General features: G+C 74.8%; 9 protein-coding genes. 7 read left to right on the forward strand and 2 right to left on the reverse strand.

Annotated elements, in window-relative coordinates; genetic code table 11:
- Positions 1-28 precede the first annotated feature (28 nt).
- Positions 29-5,305, reverse strand: a complete 5,277-nt coding sequence (locus tag WMF24_RS13640) for a sigma 54-interacting transcriptional regulator (protein ID WP_437736824.1) — start codon at positions 5,303-5,305, stop codon at positions 29-31.
- A 125-nt stretch (positions 5,306-5,430) separates the two neighbouring features.
- Between WMF24_RS13640 and WMF24_RS13645 the strand changes: the two genes are divergently transcribed.
- The 3 genes from WMF24_RS13645 to WMF24_RS13655 all read left to right on the forward strand — a co-directional run bounded on the left by WMF24_RS13645 (position 5,431) and on the right by WMF24_RS13655 (position 8,913).
- The gene (locus tag WMF24_RS13645) at positions 5,431-6,153 is read left to right on the forward strand and encodes a hypothetical protein (RefSeq protein ID WP_437736825.1); all 723 of its coding nucleotides are present in this window, start codon (positions 5,431-5,433) and stop codon (positions 6,151-6,153) included.
- A gap of 139 nt (positions 6,154-6,292) precedes the next feature.
- On the forward strand, positions 6,293-7,411 hold the full coding sequence (locus WMF24_RS13650; protein ID WP_437736826.1) for a Kazal-type serine protease inhibitor family protein: 1,119 nt from the start codon (positions 6,293-6,295) through the stop codon (positions 7,409-7,411).
- A 344-nt stretch (positions 7,412-7,755) separates the two neighbouring features.
- Entirely contained in the window at positions 7,756-8,913 is a 1,158-nt protein-coding gene (locus WMF24_RS13655; RefSeq protein ID WP_437736827.1) for an MFS transporter, read from the forward strand.
- Between the two features lie 132 nt (positions 8,914-9,045).
- Here WMF24_RS13655 and WMF24_RS13660 read toward each other — a convergent pair whose 3' ends face one another.
- On the reverse strand, positions 9,046-10,293 hold the full coding sequence (locus tag WMF24_RS13660; RefSeq protein WP_437736828.1) for an Acg family FMN-binding oxidoreductase: 1,248 nt from the start codon (positions 10,291-10,293) through the stop codon (positions 9,046-9,048).
- A gap of 141 nt (positions 10,294-10,434) precedes the next feature.
- On the opposite strand from WMF24_RS13660, the gene WMF24_RS13665 reads away from it, so the two are divergent.
- The 4 genes from WMF24_RS13665 (at position 10,435) to WMF24_RS13680 (ending at position 16,161) form a co-directional block, all read left to right on the forward strand.
- The gene (locus WMF24_RS13665) at positions 10,435-11,334 is read left to right on the forward strand and encodes a LysR family transcriptional regulator (RefSeq protein WP_437736829.1); all 900 of its coding nucleotides are present in this window, start codon (positions 10,435-10,437) and stop codon (positions 11,332-11,334) included.
- Between the two features lie 679 nt (positions 11,335-12,013).
- Entirely contained in the window at positions 12,014-13,423 is a 1,410-nt protein-coding gene (locus WMF24_RS13670; RefSeq protein WP_437736830.1) for an SGNH/GDSL hydrolase family protein, read from the forward strand.
- Between the two features lie 262 nt (positions 13,424-13,685).
- A complete protein-coding gene (locus WMF24_RS13675; protein ID WP_437736831.1) occupies positions 13,686-15,116 on the forward strand; it encodes a sigma-54-dependent transcriptional regulator in 1,431 nt (476 codons plus the stop codon).
- Between the two features lie 307 nt (positions 15,117-15,423).
- Positions 15,424-16,161 (forward strand): hypothetical protein, encoded by a 738-nt coding sequence (locus WMF24_RS13680; RefSeq protein ID WP_437736832.1) that lies wholly within the window; start codon positions 15,424-15,426, stop codon positions 16,159-16,161.
- Positions 16,162-16,164 lie beyond the last annotated feature (3 nt).

The raw sequence follows: 16,164 nt of genomic DNA on the forward strand, positions 1-16,164 counted from the left end.
TTGTGTGCCTGTGACGGAGCGGTGAAGGTCAATCCTTGCGGGCGCTCGCCGGGCGCTCTATCCCGAGCCGCCGCAGCTTCCGGTAGAACGTCGCCCTGGACATTCCCGCCTCGCGCGCGGCCTGCAGCGCATTCCAGCCGGTCCGCTCGAGCGCGCCGAGCAGCGCGGCGCGCTCGTCGCGCTCGTCGCGCGGCGGCTCGGCTCCGCCGCGCGCGCCGCGGCCGCCGCCGTCCCGCGGCCGGGGCAGGTCGATGTCGTCCGCGCCGATCTTGCGGCCGTCGCAGAGCACCACCGCCTTCGTGATCACGTTCTCCAGCTCGCGCACGTTGCCGGGCCAGCGGTGCTGGCCGAGCCGCCGCAGCGCCTCGCGCGAGAGCTGCGGCGCAGGGCGGCCGAGCTGCTCGGCGGCGCGGCGCACGAAGTGGAGCGCGAGCTCCGGCAGATCCTCGAGCCTGTCGCGCAGCGGCGGGAGCCGGATCTGGACCACCGCGACGCGGTAGTAGAGGTCCTCGCGGAAGCGCCCGCGCGCGGTCTCGGCGAGCAGATCGCGGTTCGTGGCGCAGACGAGGCGGAAGTCGACGCGCACGGCCTCGGCGCTGCCCACGGGGCGCACCTCGCGCTCCTGGAGCACGCGGAGCAGCTTCGCCTGCACCTCGAGCGGCATCTCGCCGAGCTCGTCGAGGAACAGCGTCCCGCCGCGCGCCGCGACGACGAGGCCCGTGCGGTCCCTGTCGGCCCCGGTGAACGCGCCGCGCACGTGCCCGAAGAGCTCGGACTCGAGGAGGGCGGCGGGGAGCGCGGCGCAGTTGATCCCCATGAACGGGCCGGCCTTGCGCGGCCCGGCGAAGTGGATGGCGCGCGCGACGAGCTCCTTGCCGGTGCCGCTCTCGCCGGTGACGAGCACGCTGACCGGCGTGTCCACCACGCGGTCGAGCGTCGCGAACACGGCGCGGAGGGCGGGGCCGCGCCCCACGATGGCGCCGTAGTCGTAGCGGTGCTCGAGCGCCTGCTGGCGGACGAGGACCTCTTCCTGGAGGCGGTCTATCTCGGCGGCCTGGCCGCGCAGGAGCTCCTCGACGCGGCGCCGCTCGGCCTCGAGCTCCGCGGTGCGGCGGCGCAGGTCGTCGACGAGGCGCGCGTTGCGCAGCGCGAGCGCGACCTGGTCGGCGAAGGCGAGGAGCAGGTCGACGTCCTCGGGGGCGAAGCGGGCGCGCCGGAAGCGGTTGTCGAGGTAGAGGGCGCCGAGCACGCCGTCGGGCGAGCGGATCGGCACGGCGATGACGGACCGGAGGCGCATCGCGTGGACCGACGCGTGCTCGCGGAAGCGCTCGTCCTCCTGGGCGTCCACGGTGACCACGGGCTCCTGCGCGGCGATGGCGCGCTCGGCGATGCTGTAGCTGAACTTGAGGTGGCTCCGGCCGACCTTCTCCCGGTCGACGTTGCGGGCGACGGCCACGCGGAGCTCGCCGCCGGGCTGCTCGAGGAGCAGGAACCCGCGCTCGGCGGCGGTGAGGTCGATCGCGGCGTCCATGGCCATGGCGAGGATGTCGACGATCTCGACGGAGGAGTTGAGCTTGCGGAACACCTCGAGGAGGCGCTCGAGCTTGGCCGCGCGCTCCGGCGCGGGCGGCGCGCCGGCGGCCCCGGGGGGCGCGCCGGCGGCCCCGGGGGGCGGTGCCGCCTCGGCCGGCGGCGGGGGGCGGACGGCGCGGCGGCGGGGGTGCATCCAGAAGGCGTGCTGGAGCGCTTCCGGGAGCGTGCGCGCCATCGCCGCCCAGGCGGTGGCCGCGCGCCCCCGCTGCGCGGCGGCGGCGTCGGGGTCGCCGGCGAGCTCCGCGGCCTCGGCGAGGGCGAGGCGCACGTCCGCGACGAGGTCGGGCTGCGCCGCGCGCTCGGCGAGCGCGAGGGCCTGCTCGAGGAGCTCCCGGGCGGCGGCGAGGTCGGGCCGACCGGGGTTGGGCTGACCGAGGTTGGACTGACCGAGGTTGCCGGCCTGACCGAGGTTGGGCTGACCGAGGTTGCCGGCCTGACCGAGGTTGGGCTGACCGAAGTTGCCGGGCTGACCGAGGTTGCCGGGCTGACCGAGGTTGCCGGGCTGACCGAGGTTGGGCTGACCGGGGTTGGGCTGACCGGGGTTGCCGGGCTGACCGAGGTTGGGCTGACCGGGGTTGCCGGCCTGACCGAGGTTGGGCCGACCGAGGTTGCCGGGCCGACCGAGGTTGCCGGGCTGACCGAGGTTGCCGGCCTGACCGAGGTTGCCGGCCTGACCGAGGTTGAGCTGGCCGGCGAGCAGCGCGAGCCGCCCTTCGAGCAGCGCGGCGCGCGCGCCGAGGTCCGGCGCGTCCCGGACGGCCCCGTGCGCGCGCGCCCGCCCGAGCGCGGCGCGCGCCTCGTCCAGCGCCCCGCGCGCCATGTGCGCCCTGCAGAGCTCCAGCTCCTCCTCGACCACCTCGCGCCGCGCCCCCTGCGCCTCGAAGCCGCCCCGCGACCGCTCGAAGCACCGCGCCGCTTCCGCGGCGTCCCCGGCCGCGAGCGCGCAGTCCCCGAGGACCGACGCCGCCGCCGCCGCGAAGAACGGCGCCCCCCGCCGCGCCGCCTCCGCCTCCACGCGCGACGCCACGCGCGCGGCGCGCTCGAACGCCCCCACGTCCGCCCAGAGCTTCGCCAGGTCGAAGTCGAGCACCAGCACCAGGTCGGCCTGCCCCAGGGCGGACGCGAGCCGCGCGCCGCGCTCGTAGGCCGCCAGCGCTTCCCCGAGCTCGCCCGACTGGTGGCACGCCGTCCCCACGTTCAGGCTGCACCGCGCGACGAGGTCCCCCAGCCCGTGCTCCTCCGCCGTGGCGAGCGCCTGCCGGTATCCCACGAGCGCGGCCTCCACCTCGCCGGCGCGGAACGCGTCGATCGCCTGATACGACAGCGCCCGCACGAGCGCCCGCGGCGCGCGCCGGTCGCGGTGCAGCCCGGCCGCGAGCCCCAGGTGGAGCCCCGCCATCCGCCGCTCGCCGAGGTAGCTCGCCGCCACGCCCACGTCCTCGTGGAGGCTCGCGAGCACCTCCGGGTCGTCGCACGAGGCGAGCGCCGGCTCCGCGCGCGCCCGCGCCTCCGCGTGCGATCCGAGCCGCAGCAGCGCCCGGCTCGCCAGGTCCGCGATCGCCGCCCGCTCACGCGGCGCGAACGCGCCGTCCCCCCCGCCGCCGTCCCCCGCGCCGTCCCCCCCGCCGCCGGCCCTCTCGGCCTCCTCCAGCCGCGCCAGCGCCGCCGTCGGGTCCCCCAGCTCGAGCAGGCACGCCCCCAGCCGCGCGAGCGCCTGCCCCCGCCGCCCCCCGAGCGCCGCCGCCGGCTCCCCGTCGACGAGCTGCTCCAGCACCTCGCGCGCCCGCCCCGCGCGCCCGCCCCGCTGCAGGGTCGACGCGATCTCGAGCCGCGTCTCCGCCGCCGTCGCCGCCTCGAGGAGCGCCTCCGCCGCCGCCGCCCAGGCCCGCGGATCCGCCTCCCGCTCCGCCCGCCGCGCGAGGAACAGCCGCTCGGCGGCCCCCGCGTCGCCCGACAGCGCGAGGTGCAGCGCCTGCCGCTCCGCCCGCTCCGGGTACGCCCCGGCCACGCGCGCGTGCGCCGCCCGCACCGCCTTGCCCCCGAGCGCCTCCAGCAGCGCCGCGATCGGCCCGGCGCGCGTCAGCGTCCACCCCCCCGCGGCCCGCGCCGCGACGCCCCGCGCCGCCAGCTCGGCCAGGTGCGCGACGGGCAGCCCGAGCGCCGGCAGCTCCTCGTCCGCGACGGCGCCGCCCTGCACGGCCAGCGTCGCCACCGCGTCGCGCAGCGGCCCCCGCAGCCCCCGCAGCCGCAGCGCGTACCGCGCGCTCGCCCCCGGCGTTGTCGCCTCGAGCCCCGCGATGTCCCCGCTCTCCGCGAGCCGCCCCGCGGTCACAACGAGGTCCGCGGGCCACCCCGCGCCCGCGCGCAGCACCGCCTCGGCCGCGTCGCCGAGGCCGATGTCGTCCATCCAGCGCTGCACCGCCTCGCGCCCGAGCGGCGGCAGCGCCACCTCGAGCGCGCTCCGCCCCGCCTCCGCCGCCACCGCGGCGAGCGGCGCCCGCCCGCCCCCGTGCGGGGTGCGCTCGGCCGCGAGCAGCAGCACCGGATCCTCGGGCCCGAGCAGCCGGACCAGCGCCTCGAGCATCTCCCGGTCCGCCCCGCTCACCTCGTCGGCGTCGTCGAGCACGAGCACGAGCGGCTCCGCCGCCCCCGACCGCCCCCGCGTCAGCCGCTCGTGCGCGCGCAGGGCGCCGAGCGCCCCCGCCGGCAGCGCCTCCTCGCCGGTCGCCCGGCGGAGCATCGACGCGACCGGCGCCGCCGTCCGCGCGAACCCCTCCACGGCCTCCATCCCGAGCTCCGCGTTCCACTTCGCCTCGCGCAGCACGCGGCTCTTCCCGCACCCCGGCTCCCCGGCGAGCACGCACAGCCGCGGCCCGCGCTCCCCGCGCCCGAGCGCCGCGAGCGCCCCGGCGAGCGCGCGCACCTCCTCCTCGCGGCCGACGAGGTGCGGCGGCTCCGGCGGCGGCGGCGCCAGCGCGCGCGGCGACGCGCCGACCCAGTCGAGCACCTCGCCCGCGTCGGCCGGCCTGTCGCGCGGCTCGGGCCGGACGAGGCGCTCGACGAGCGCGCCCACCGCCTCCGGCAGCGGCTCCGCCAGCAGCGGGGCCACGGCGGCGAGGGTGCGCCCGAGCGAGAACAGGTCCGCGCGGCCGTCGGCCGGCTCGCCGCGGATCACCTCCGGCGCCAGGTAGCCCTGGGTCCCCGAGACGCCGTCGTCGCACCGCGCCCCGAGGCGCGCCGCGCACGACAGATCGATGAGGACCGCGCGCCCCGATGCGCCGACCAGGATGTTGGCCGGCTTCACGTCGCCGTGCCGGATGCGCGCCCGGTGCAGGAAGCGCAGCGCGTCGAGCACGTCCACGATCGCGGCCCGCACCTCCTCGAAGCGCCGGCCTGTCGCGTACGCGTCGAGCGGCGCGCCGAGCACCGCCTCCGACGTGAAGTAGAACCGCGGCTCGCCGGCTCCCGCCTCCCGGAGCACCCCGAAGTCGTGCACCCGGACGAGGTGGGGGTGGAACAGGCCCGCCAGCATCCTGAACTCGCCGCGGAACGCCGCCCGCTCCGCCGTGCGCGCGCGCCCGAGCAGCTTGAGACAGATGTCGCGCCCGAGCGCCTCGTCCCGCGCGAGCCACGCCGTCGCGAGGCCCCCGCGCCCCAGGGGACGGATCAGGCGGTAGCGGCGGGCGACAAGGGTTCCCTCGGCCGGGATCACGCGCCCACTGTATCATCCGTGTGCCACGTGAGACAGTGAGACATCTTATGAGACACTTGTGCCTGAGTTTTCGCGCCGTTTTCCGTTCGTTTTCGTTCGGCATCGCGCTTGCTCCAGGGCTGGGCATGGCGATGCGGACCACAGCCAGACACGGAGACCGGCGGGGCGCGGTCGTGGCGCTGCTCGCGGTGCTCCTCGGCGGCTGCGTCGTGAGCCCGCAACCGAGCCCGCCGGTCCACGACCCGATCCTGGACGCCGGGCTCATCGTCGTGCCCGAGACCATCAAGGTGTTCCAGGACCAGATCTCCCTCTATGGAGAGCCGGGAGCGGTCGAGCCGGCCGGGGGCGTCGTCGTCGTGACGAACCTCGACAGCCTCGACGCCCCGGTGCTCGCGGAGGTGGGCGCTGACGGCAGCTTCCTCGTCACCGTGACGGCCTCCGAGCAGCAGGTCCTGCGGATGCAGGTGAAGCAGGGCGAGCGCCGCTCGGCGCCGACGGATCTCCTGCTCGCGGGGTCGCCCATCAGCGGCACCCACCGGACGCTCGACCACCTGCCGTGCCTCGAGATCGACACGTGGGTCTCGTTCGAGGGCGGCGCCGGCGCCCGCGACGTGCTCGTCCGCAACACGTGCGACGAGGACGTCGCCATCGAGGCGCCGCGCCTCCGCCGGGGCGCCGCGCCCTTCAGCGTCAGCCCGGCGGCGGCGTTCGTCGTGCCGGCGGGCGGCACGGGCCTTGTCACGGTGCGCGCGGACGGCGGCGGGGTGGAGCGCGAGGACGTGCTCTTCCTCGACGTCACGTCGCCCGAGCCCGGGCGGCGCGCGCTGACGCTCACGCTCCCCGACTGAGAGGTCGAGGAGCGGTCGGAAGACAGCAACGGATCACGCGCCGCGCCGCTGCGCGGCGTGCTGGGCCCCTCCTCGGGAGGGGAGGGGCTCTCTCACGTCTATCGCCTCGCCGAAAGCGGCGGGGCCCTGTTGGAGGAACATGATGAACGTCCAGAATCGTCTCAAGAACTCCCGTCTCGGCTCCGTTCTCTGGCTCGCGCTCTCGATGGCGCCGTTCACGGTGGGCTGTCAGGTGGAGGTGAGCGACGGCAGCAGCAGCAGCATCGACTCCGACGCCGAGGAGGTGAAGGGCGGCGGGCGCGCATGCGGCGGGCTGCTGGGCCTCACCTGTCGGCCCGGCTACTTCTGCGACTACGAGCTCGAGGCCATGTGCGGCGCGTTCGACCAGACGGGCACCTGCGAGCGCACCCCCCGGGTGTGCACGCGCGAGTACAACCCCGTCTGTGGCTGTGACGGCAAGACGTACGGCAACGAGTGCGAGGCGAACGCGGCCGGCGTCTCGGTGTCGTCGCTCGGCGAGTGCGCCCCGCCTCCGCAGCAGGACTGCGGCGGGCTCCTCGGCCTCGCGTGCGACGAGGGGTTCTTCTGCGACTTCGCGCCCGACGCGATGTGCGGCGCGGCCGATCAGACGGGCACCTGCGTGCCCACGCCGGAGGGGTGCACGAAGGAGTACGACCCGGTCTGCGGCTGCGACGACAACACCTACAGCAACGCGTGCATGGCGAACGCGGCGGGCGTGTCGGTCGCGTCGCGCGGCGCGTGTGAGCCTGCCTCGGGCGGCGGTGAGGTGTGCGGCACCCGCGGCGCCGCCGAGTGCGCCCCCGGGTTCTTCTGCGACTTCCCGGAGAGGGCCGACTGCGGCTCGTTCGACCTGCCGGGCGCCTGCGCGCCGATCCCCGAGGCGTGCACGTTCGAGTACAACCCCGTCTGCGGCTGCGACGGCAAGACGTACGGCAACGCGTGCGCCGCGAACGCGGCGGGCGTGTCGGTCGCGTCGTCCGGCGAGTGCGCTCCCGCTCCGGAGAAGTTCTGCGGCGGCATCGCCGGCTTCGCGTGCGACCCCGGGTTCTTCTGCAACTACAGCCTCGAGGCGACGTGCGGCGCGGCCGACATGACGGGCGTCTGCGATCCCATCCCGGAGGCCTGCACCGAGGAGTACAACCCGGTCTGCGGCTGCGACGACCGGACGTACGGCAACGCGTGCGCCGCGAACGCGGCGGGCATCTCGGTGGCGTACCGCGGCGAGTGCCGGCTGTGAGACGGCGCTGCGGGAGCCGGCCGGGCCGCGTCCCTCGCGACGTCGACTCGACGGCTCCCGCCGCTCTCTTCCTTGCGCGTTCCTTTCTGGCTCCTTGCAGCTCCCTTTCTGATTTCTTCTGACCCGCCCTGCTTGGCCCTGATCGGGAGGAGCCGGACGCGCATGTGCGATTGATGCGGGAGGGCACGCGGCGTATGCCTGCGCTGCCCTCCTTTTCGCGTCGTCCCATGCAGGTCTCGTCCGCGTCCTCGCCCGCCCCGTCCTCGTCTGCCAGCTCCTCGCCTGACGCGCCGTCGCCTGACGCGCCGTCGCCTGGGTCGCTGCGCCCCGGGCTTGTCTGGCTGATGGCGGCGGCCGCGGGGGTCACCGTGGCCAACCTCTATTACAACCAGCCGCTGCTCGGCGACATCGGCCGGGAGCTCGGCGGCGCGGGCGGCCTGCTCGGGCTCGTGCCCACGATGACGCAGGTGGGGTATGCGGCAGGCATGCTGCTGATCGTGCCGCTCGGCGACAGCCACGAGCGGCGGCGGCTCATCGTGCTGATGTCCGCGCTGGCGAGCCTCTCCCTGCTCGGCGCCGCGCTCGCGCCGGGGATCTCGTGGCTCGTCGGGGCGAGCTTCGCTGTGGGCATCACGAGCGTCGTCCCGCAGCTCCTCTTGCCGTTCGCGGCGCAGCTCGCGCCCGACGCGCAGCGCGGCCGTGTCGTGGGGATGGTGATGAGCGGCCTGCTCATCGGCATTCTCGTGTCGCGCACCGTGGCCGGCTTCGTCGGCACGCAGCTCGGCTGGCGCGCGGTGTTCTGGCTCGCCGCGGGGCTGATGCTCGCGCTCGGCCCGGTGCTGCGCCTCGCCTTGCCGTCGCAGCCGCCGGTCACGCCGATGTCGTACGCCGATCTCCTGCGCTCGCTCGGGCGCCTCTCCCGCGGCGAGCCGGTGCTCCGGCTGCACTCGGCGCTCGGCGCCCTCACGTTCGGCGCGTTCAGCGCCTTCTGGGCGACGCTCGCGCTGTATCTCCAGAGCCTGCCCGAGCGCCACGGCCCCCAGACGGCCGGCCTCTTCGGCCTCGTCGGCGTCGCCGGCGCCGCCGCGGCGCCGCTCGTGGGCCGCTACGCGGACGTGCGCGGCGACCGGCGGATCAACGCGCTCGCGATCGCGGTGCTGCTCGCGTCCTTCGGTGTGCTGTGGCTCGTCGGAGGCTCCTTGTGGGGAATCGCGCTCGGCGTCGTGCTGCTCGATCTGGGGGCGCAGGCCAATCAGATCTCGAATCAAGCGCGCGTGTACTCGCTGCGCCCCGAGGCGCGCAGCCGGATGAACACGATCTACATGACGACGTACTTCGCCGGCGGCGCGGCCGGCGCGTGGCTCGGCACCGCGGCCTGGGCGCGCTGGGGGTGGCCCGGCGTCTGCGCCGCGGGCGGCGGCATGGCGGCGGCGGCGCTCGCCGTGCTGTGGGCCGGCGCGGCGCGGGAGGCGCGCGGGCGGGGCGGGGCCGGCGGAGGCTGAGGACGGGGAGCGTGGTGGCCTGCACCGCGTCGCCATGAGCAGCACGGAAGCCAGGGCCGTCCGGGAGCTCGCCGTGGCGAAGCGCGCTCGCCAGCCGCACCTGCTCGCCGCGGCGCAGCCGCCGGGCGCCGCTCAGCGGCGCGCCCCGAACGGGGGGCCGGCGGCGCGCTCCACGTGGAGCACGTCCTCCGCGGCGCGGCGCGGGCCGGCCACGCCCTCGCGCACGGCGTAACCCAGCCGGAACGCCATCGTCGGCTGCCAGCCGCCGAGCCGCAGCGCCTCGTCGAACGAGCGCTCGACGGCCGGCGCTCGTCCGAGCTGGCGCTCGCGGTCGATGACCTCCGGCACCTGGCTGAGCGGGTGCATTGCGATCCCGCGCGCGGCTGCCCAGAGCTGCATTCGTTGCCACAGGCGCCCTGCGCCGAGCGTCGCGCCGAGGTCGTGCCGATCGCGGACCGCGATGACGCCGGTCATGGGGTCGTCCGCGAGGTGGACCTCGCGCGTGACCCGGATCCAGTCCTCGTGCATCCGCTCCGGAGACGGCCTGGGCAGCAGCTTGCTCGCGGCCGTGAGCACCGAGCCGAGCCCCATCGCGTCGAGGGTCACCCCGTCCCGGTGGCTCCGTATCGCCTCGGGCGTGAGCCGGAACCACGCGTCGCTGTCCTCGACCATCGCCGCGTCGTGGGCGATGATCTCGGTGGCTCGCACCGTGTGCGCGGCGAAGCGCTCGCGCTGTTCCGGGTGCTCGAGCCAGACGATCGCCAGCGTCGATCGATCCTCGTTCAAGCTCGACAGGTCCCGGAGCGCCGAGGCAGGCACGCGCTGCGCGCGGTAGGGGCCGCGGTTCGTGTGCCGCTCCGCGATGGCCTGCGCGAGCGGGGACTCCGCCCCGCCCGGGTCGAGCTGGACGGTCGCCACCCGGGTCGGCCGCGGCGCCGGGCCGCGGGCCTCTCCTGTCTCGACGATGTCGAGGAGCGGCAGCCGTCCGGCGCCGAGCTCCACTCGAGGGGTCCACCCCAGCGCGCCCGCCGCGAGCGCCAGGTTCTCGATCGCGCAGCCGAGCCCGATGTGCATCTCCCGCCCGAACGGGTCCATGTTGCCGAGCGATCGAGACGGATCCGAGAACACGTCGATCCGGTCCTCGTTGACCTCGAACAGCCAGGGTTGCGTGTTGTGCGGGCTCGCGGCGAGCACCGCCGCGCGCACGAGCTCCATCGGTCCTCCGCCGCCGCGCCCGCGGAGCGCCGTCCACGGCGCGAACGGGGCTCCCCGCCGATCGTCGAACACGCCCCGGCCGGCCGCGTACCAGCCCGTGCCGCCGGCGACGGCGAGCGTCGCGACGCCCCAGAGGAGGCGCCGCCGGGAGATCCCGGATCTCATTTCCCTGACTCGCTCCATGATCCCTCCATTCCTCAGCAGATGTCCGGCCGGGCTCCACGCGCCGCGGCCACGCGCACACCATGAGGCGCAGCGGCGCATCAGGACAGGAAATGCTGCGAATGGATGCTATTAGGACCGCTAATGGCCGACGAGCTCCCCGACGACCTGAACCTCCTGCTGGCCCTCGACGTGCTGCTGCGCGAGCGGCACGTGACGCGCGCGGCGAAGCGGCTGGGAATCACGCAGTCGGCCGCGAGCCAGCGGCTCGGGCGGCTCCGCGAGTTCTTCGGCGATGCGCTGCTCGCTCCGGGGCGGCCGACGCTCGCCCTCACCCCGCGCGCTCAGGCGCTGGCCGACCCGCTGGCGCAGGCGCTGGCGAGCCTGCGGGCGGCGGTCCAGGCCGGAGCGCCGTTCGATCCGCCGACGTCCGAGCGCCGGTTCGTGCTGCTCGGCAACGACCTGCTCGAGGCCGCCGCCCTGCCGCGGCTCTTGCCGATCTTCGCGCGCGAGGCCCCGCGCGTCGCGGTGCAGGTGGACCGGGCCGACGCGGATTTCGTGAGGCGGCTCGAGCGGGGCACGGCCGACCTGGCGTTCGTCCCCGAGTTCCTCGCGCCCCCGTCGTTGCGGCAGCTCCGCTTGCCGGACGAGCGCTTCATCACCTTGATGCGCGAAGGGCACCCTGCGGCGTCGCGGCGGCTCACGCTGGCGCGCTACCTGGAGCTCGGACACGTGCTGATCGCGCCGCACGGCATGCCCGGCAGCCTTGTCGATCGCGCGCTCGAGGCGATCGGGCGGCGCCGGCGGGTCGTCGCGCAGGTCCAGCACTTCGTGACGGTGCCTTTCCTCCTCGCGGCGTCCGATCTCGTGGTGACGTGCCCCGCGACGGTCGCGGTGCTCGCGGCGCCCTTCGGTCTCCGCGCGGTCCGGCCCCCCGTCGAGCTCGGGCTGGACCGCGCCTCTGCTGTCTGGCACGAGCGCGTGCACGACGATCCCGGCCATCGCTGGCTGCGCGCTCGGCTGGTCGAGGCCATCAGGGCCTGAACGCCTCCAGGACGTCGGTCAGCCCGAGGGCAAGCGCGCGGGATTGGGCAGGACGCATGCGACGATCTCCCTGTGATCTGTGGACGTCCACCTCCGCATCTTGCGTACCAGCCGCCATGGGCTGATTCGCAACGTGTCCTCGAGCCGCTCGCGCTCCTCAACCGAAGACGCGGAGCGCAATCTCGACGTGCTCCGGCGCGGTCTCCGTCGGGCGGCGAGCCGCACCGCGCTCCGCCGAGGTGTTACCGATCGTAACGTGGCGCCGCCGGACCAAGCCGCCCGCGCATCCCCCGGCCGTGAACCGTGTTGCCGGCCGCACCGCATTCGGCCGAGGTGTTACCTATCGTAACGTGGCGGTGCCGGACGAGGCCATCCGCGCGTCCCGCGACCGTGAAACGTGTATGCCCTCGAATCCTCGTGTGGTACAGCAGAGCGCGCGTGTGAGGAGCAATGGCATCGACTCGCGCTCTCGCGCGCGCCGCTCGGGACCGACGGCGGGCAACGCTGCCATCTGATTGAACTCTTTGACCGGCCCGGTTGCCGCATCACGCAGGGCGGAGATCCGTCTGGATCTGCCGACCTCGCGCCGGATGGGCTGAAGGGGCAGAGGGCTGGGGCGCTGCGTCGCGGGGGACCCCGGGCGATCACGAACGAAGCAACCTTTCGAGGGTTGATGACCATGCGGAAAATTCTCTGGGCTCTTCTGTTTCTATCGGTCGCCGCCTGCGGCGATGACTCAACCGGACCTGGCGACGCGACGACCGGCTCGGGCTCGGGCTCGGGCTCGGGCGGCGCGTCGACGACCTCGAGCGCCACGAGCGGCTCGGGCGGCGCCGGGGACGGCGGCGGCGGCGCCGCGGAAGGCGGTGGCGGGGCCGGCACGGGCGGCGCGGGCGGCGCGACCGGCACCGGCGGGTCGCCGGGCGAGGGTGGCGGCGGCGGCACCCCCGGCGACGCGCGCTGGGTCGGCACCTGGTCCACGGGCCCGCAGCTCACCGAGCCGCACAACAACCCGCCGGCCGAGCCGGGCCTGGCCAACAACACGCTGCGCCAGGTCATCTATACCTCGATCGGGGGCAGCTCCGTGCGGCTGCTGCTCTCCAACGAGTTCGGCGACGGGCCCGTGACGATGCAGTCGGTCCACGTGGCGGACTCGACGACCGCGGACGGCATCGCCGCGGGCACCGACACGGCGCTGACCTTCGATGGCTCTCCCTCGGTGACCATCCCGGTGGGGCAGGCGGTCTTCTCCGACCCGGTCGACTACGACCTCAAGCCCATCAGCAAGCTGGCGGTGACCATCCGGTTCGGCAGCGTGCCGGCCGGCATCACCGGGCACCCGGGCTCGCGCACGACCTCCTATATCCAGGCCGGCGATGGGGTCTCGGCGGCGACGCTGACCTCGCCCGTGACCACCGATCACTGGTACTACATCACGGGCCTCGACGTCATGGCCGGCCCCGAGGCCTCGGCGCTCGTCGTGCTCGGCGACTCGATCACCGACGGTCGTGGCTCGACGACGAACGGCAACAACCGCTGGCCGGACTTCCTCAGCCGGCGCCTGCGCGCCAACCCCGAGACCGCCCAGGTCGCCGTGTTGAACCTGGGCATCGGCGGAAACACCGTGCTGTCCGGCGGGCTCGGGCCGACGGCCAAGGCCCGCTTCCAGCGCGACGTCCTGGACCAGCGCGGGGCGCGCTACCTGATCATCTACGAGGGCGTCAACGACATCGGCAACGCCGCCGCCGGCTCCGGCCCGACGGTCGCGGACGGCCTTATCGATGCCTTCGGCGAGTTCATCGACAAGGCCCACGAGAAGGGGATGCTCGTCTACGGCATCCCCATCCTGCCGTTCAACGGCCACAACTACTACTCCACCGAGCGCGAGGCCGCCCGTCAGGAGGTCAACGAGTGGATCCGCACGAGCGGCGAGTTCGACGCGGTCATCGATCTGGACGCGGTGGTCCGCGACCCGAGCGATCCTTCGAAGCTGCAAGACAGCCTCGATGACAACGATTGGCTGCACCTGAACCCGACTGGCTACGAGACGATGGCGGACGCCGTCGACCTCTCGCTGTTCACCAAGTGACGTCGGGTGGGGCTCCGGGGGCGCGGGCGGGCGCGTGAAGCCCGGCCGCGCGGGCGACGACCGCCCGCTCCCCCGGCGGGGAGCGGGCGGGTCACCCCGACAATCGCGCTGCGCTCAGCGCGGTGACGACCGGCCCCCGGCGCCGCGAACGATGATGGGACGCCCGAGCTGCTTCACGTTCATGCGTTGCGTCGCGCGTCCCTGTGTATTCCCACGCTTTCAGATGGTTCGGGCCTGAGTAGCCTTGGCCGGAGGCGGAGGCATGAGCCGGATCCTGCTTGTGGAGGACGAGGTCGTGATCCGGACGGAGCTCCGGAGGCTGCTCGCCCGTCACGGGCACGAGGTGGTCGAGGCGGGATCGATCGCGGAGGCCGACGCGGGCAACGACCTGCGCGCGTTCGACCTTGTGCTGGCCGACGTGCGCTTGCCCGGCGCGCCGGGCACGGAGCTCGTCGGCCGATGCGGCGATGCGCCTGTCGTTCTCATGACGAGCTACGCCACGGTGAAGGCGGCTGTCGAGGCGGTGAAGCGCGGCGCCGCGGATTACCTCTCGAAGCCGTTCGACCACGACGAGCTCCTCGCCCTCGTCGCGCGCCACCTCGCCGTCGCGCGCTCCGGGCCGAGCGCGCCCGCCGAGGTCGCGCCGGGCGTCCCGTCGAGCGTCGCGCCGCCCGCGCCTCCTGCGCCTTCTGTCCCGCCGGCGCCCTCTGTCCCGTCGGCGCCGCCCACGCCGGCCGACGACGAGCTCGAGGGCATGGTCGGCGGCTCGGCGGCGATGCGGGAGGTGTTCGCGCAGGCGCGAAGGGTCGCGCCGAGCGAGGCGACGCTGCTCCTCCTCGGCGAGAGCGGCACCGGCAAGGAGACGCTCGCCCGGGCCGTGCACCGGCTGAGCCCGCGGCGGCAGCTCCCGTTCGTCCCTGTCTACTGCGCGGCCATCCCCGAGGCGCAGATCGAGGCCGAGCTCTTCGGGGTCGAGCGCGGCGCCGTCCCCGGCGCGCACACAGCGCGCGCGGGGCTCTGCGAGGCGGCCGAGGGCGGGACGCTCCTGCTCGACGACGTCGACGAGCTGCCGGCGAGGGTCCAGGCGCGCCTCCTTCGCTTCCTCCAGACGGGCGAGGTGCGGCGCGTCGGGGCGAGCCGCGCCCGGCGCGTCGACGTGCGCCTCATCGCCGCGACGCACAGGGACCTCGTGCAGCGGGTGCGCGACGGCTCGTTCCTCAGCGACCTCTATTTCCGGCTGCGGGTCCTCGAGATCCGCCTCCCGCCGCTTCGCGAGCGGCCGGGCGACGCGGTGCGCATCGCGGAGTCGCTGCTCCGGCGCCGCGCGTGGTCGGTGGCGCAGGCGCCGCTCGCGCTGTCGCCGGAGGCGCGCGCCGCCGTCGCGGCGGCCCCCTGGCCTGGCAACGTCCGCGAGCTCGAGAACGCCGTACACCGCGCCATCGTCCTCGCCGATCGCAGCCAGATCGAGCTCGGGCACCTCGGGCTCGACGCCCCCGCGCCGGCGCCCGTTCCCCCGGCGGACGCGCCCGAGGCGGAGCCCCCTTCCGACTCGCTCGAGAGCTATTTCCGCCGCTTCGTCCTGGAGCACCAGGCCGCGCTGACGGAGACCGAGATCGCCCGCCGGCTCGGCATCAGCCGAAAGACCCTGTGGGAGCGCCGGCAGCGGCTCGGAATACCGCGGCCGCGCTCCTGAGCTGCCGGTCCATCGCGGGGTGTGTGACGACCGCGCCGCGCAGGTCGCGTGACCGGCGTCACGACCATTTGAGTCCAACTCAATTGCGGAGCGCTTCATGCGAACGGGGCGGGCGGGGGCGGCTCGGCCGCCAGCGAGCCCCGGGTCCCGTGGGACTGGGCCGGCATCATCGGCACCGGCCAGAGCCTGTCCGCCGGCTCGGAGCCGATCATGTCGACGGGCCTATGCGGCGACGCTGTTCGAGGTCCAGGCCATCACCCGCCTCGCGCAGGCAGCGGGCAAGACGTACGGCGTCGGCGCGATCTTCATGACGCACGGCGAGACGGACTTCGCGAACGAGGCGTACGGAGACGAGCTCGTCAAGCTCTGGAACGACTACAACGCCGATCTCCAGCAGATCACCGGTCAGACCGAGGAGATCCCGCTGTTCATCTCGCAGCAGCACGGCTTCCCCCCGGTCGGGGACCGGCGGGCGCTCTCGACCTTGACGCAGTGGCGGCTCGGGGTCGAGCACCCCGGCGACATCGTGTGTACCGGCCCGAAGTATCACCTCCCGGGCCGGGGCGACGGCGTCCACCTCTCGTCGGTCGGCGGCCAGATGATGGGCGAGAAGTACGGGCAGATCTACTTCGAGCGGATCGTGATGGGCCGCGACTGGCAGCCGCTGCAGCCGACGGGCGTCGAGCGCAGCGGCCGCGTGATCACGGTGCGCTTCCACGTGCCGGTGCCGCCGCTCCGGTGGGACGACGCGCTGCCTGCGCCGACGGTCTGGGCGAACGGTCGAGGCTTCGAGGTCCGCCAGGGGGACACGAAGATCGCGATCAGCTCCGTCGAGATCGACGGCGACGCGGTGAAGATCACGTGCAGCGGCGACCTGCCCGCGAGCGACGTCACCGTCGGTTACGCGATGACCACCCACGCAGCGGCCCCGACGAACGGGTTCTACGCCTGGGGCCAGCTCCGCGACTCCGATCCGTTCGTCGGCTGGGTCACGAAGGCTGCGCAGCCGAACTACGCCGTGGCGTTCGAGCTGCCGGTGCCCTGAGGC

The sequence above is a fragment of the Sorangium sp. So ce1335 genome, assembly GCF_051521615.1.
Lineage (GTDB): Bacteria > Myxococcota_A > Polyangia > Polyangiales > Polyangiaceae > Sorangium.

Excerpts from the sequence above, each read along its gene's own strand:
- WMF24_RS13645 (WP_437736825.1), top strand. The coding sequence starts at position 5,431 with ATGGCGATGCGGACCACAGCCAGACACGGAGACCGGCGGGGCGCGGTC.
- WMF24_RS13650 (WP_437736826.1), top strand. The coding sequence starts at position 6,293 with ATGATGAACGTCCAGAATCGTCTCAAGAACTCCCGTCTCGGCTCCGTT.
- WMF24_RS13655 (WP_437736827.1), top strand. The coding sequence starts at position 7,756 with ATGGCGGCGGCCGCGGGGGTCACCGTGGCCAACCTCTATTACAACCAG.
- WMF24_RS13660 (WP_437736828.1), bottom strand. The coding sequence starts at position 10,293 with ATGAGATCCGGGATCTCCCGGCGGCGCCTCCTCTGGGGCGTCGCGACG.
- WMF24_RS13665 (WP_437736829.1), top strand. The coding sequence starts at position 10,435 with ATGGCCGACGAGCTCCCCGACGACCTGAACCTCCTGCTGGCCCTCGAC.
- WMF24_RS13670 (WP_437736830.1), top strand. The coding sequence starts at position 12,014 with ATGCGGAAAATTCTCTGGGCTCTTCTGTTTCTATCGGTCGCCGCCTGC.
- WMF24_RS13675 (WP_437736831.1), top strand. The coding sequence starts at position 13,686 with ATGAGCCGGATCCTGCTTGTGGAGGACGAGGTCGTGATCCGGACGGAG.
- WMF24_RS13680 (WP_437736832.1), top strand. The coding sequence starts at position 15,424 with ATGACGCACGGCGAGACGGACTTCGCGAACGAGGCGTACGGAGACGAG.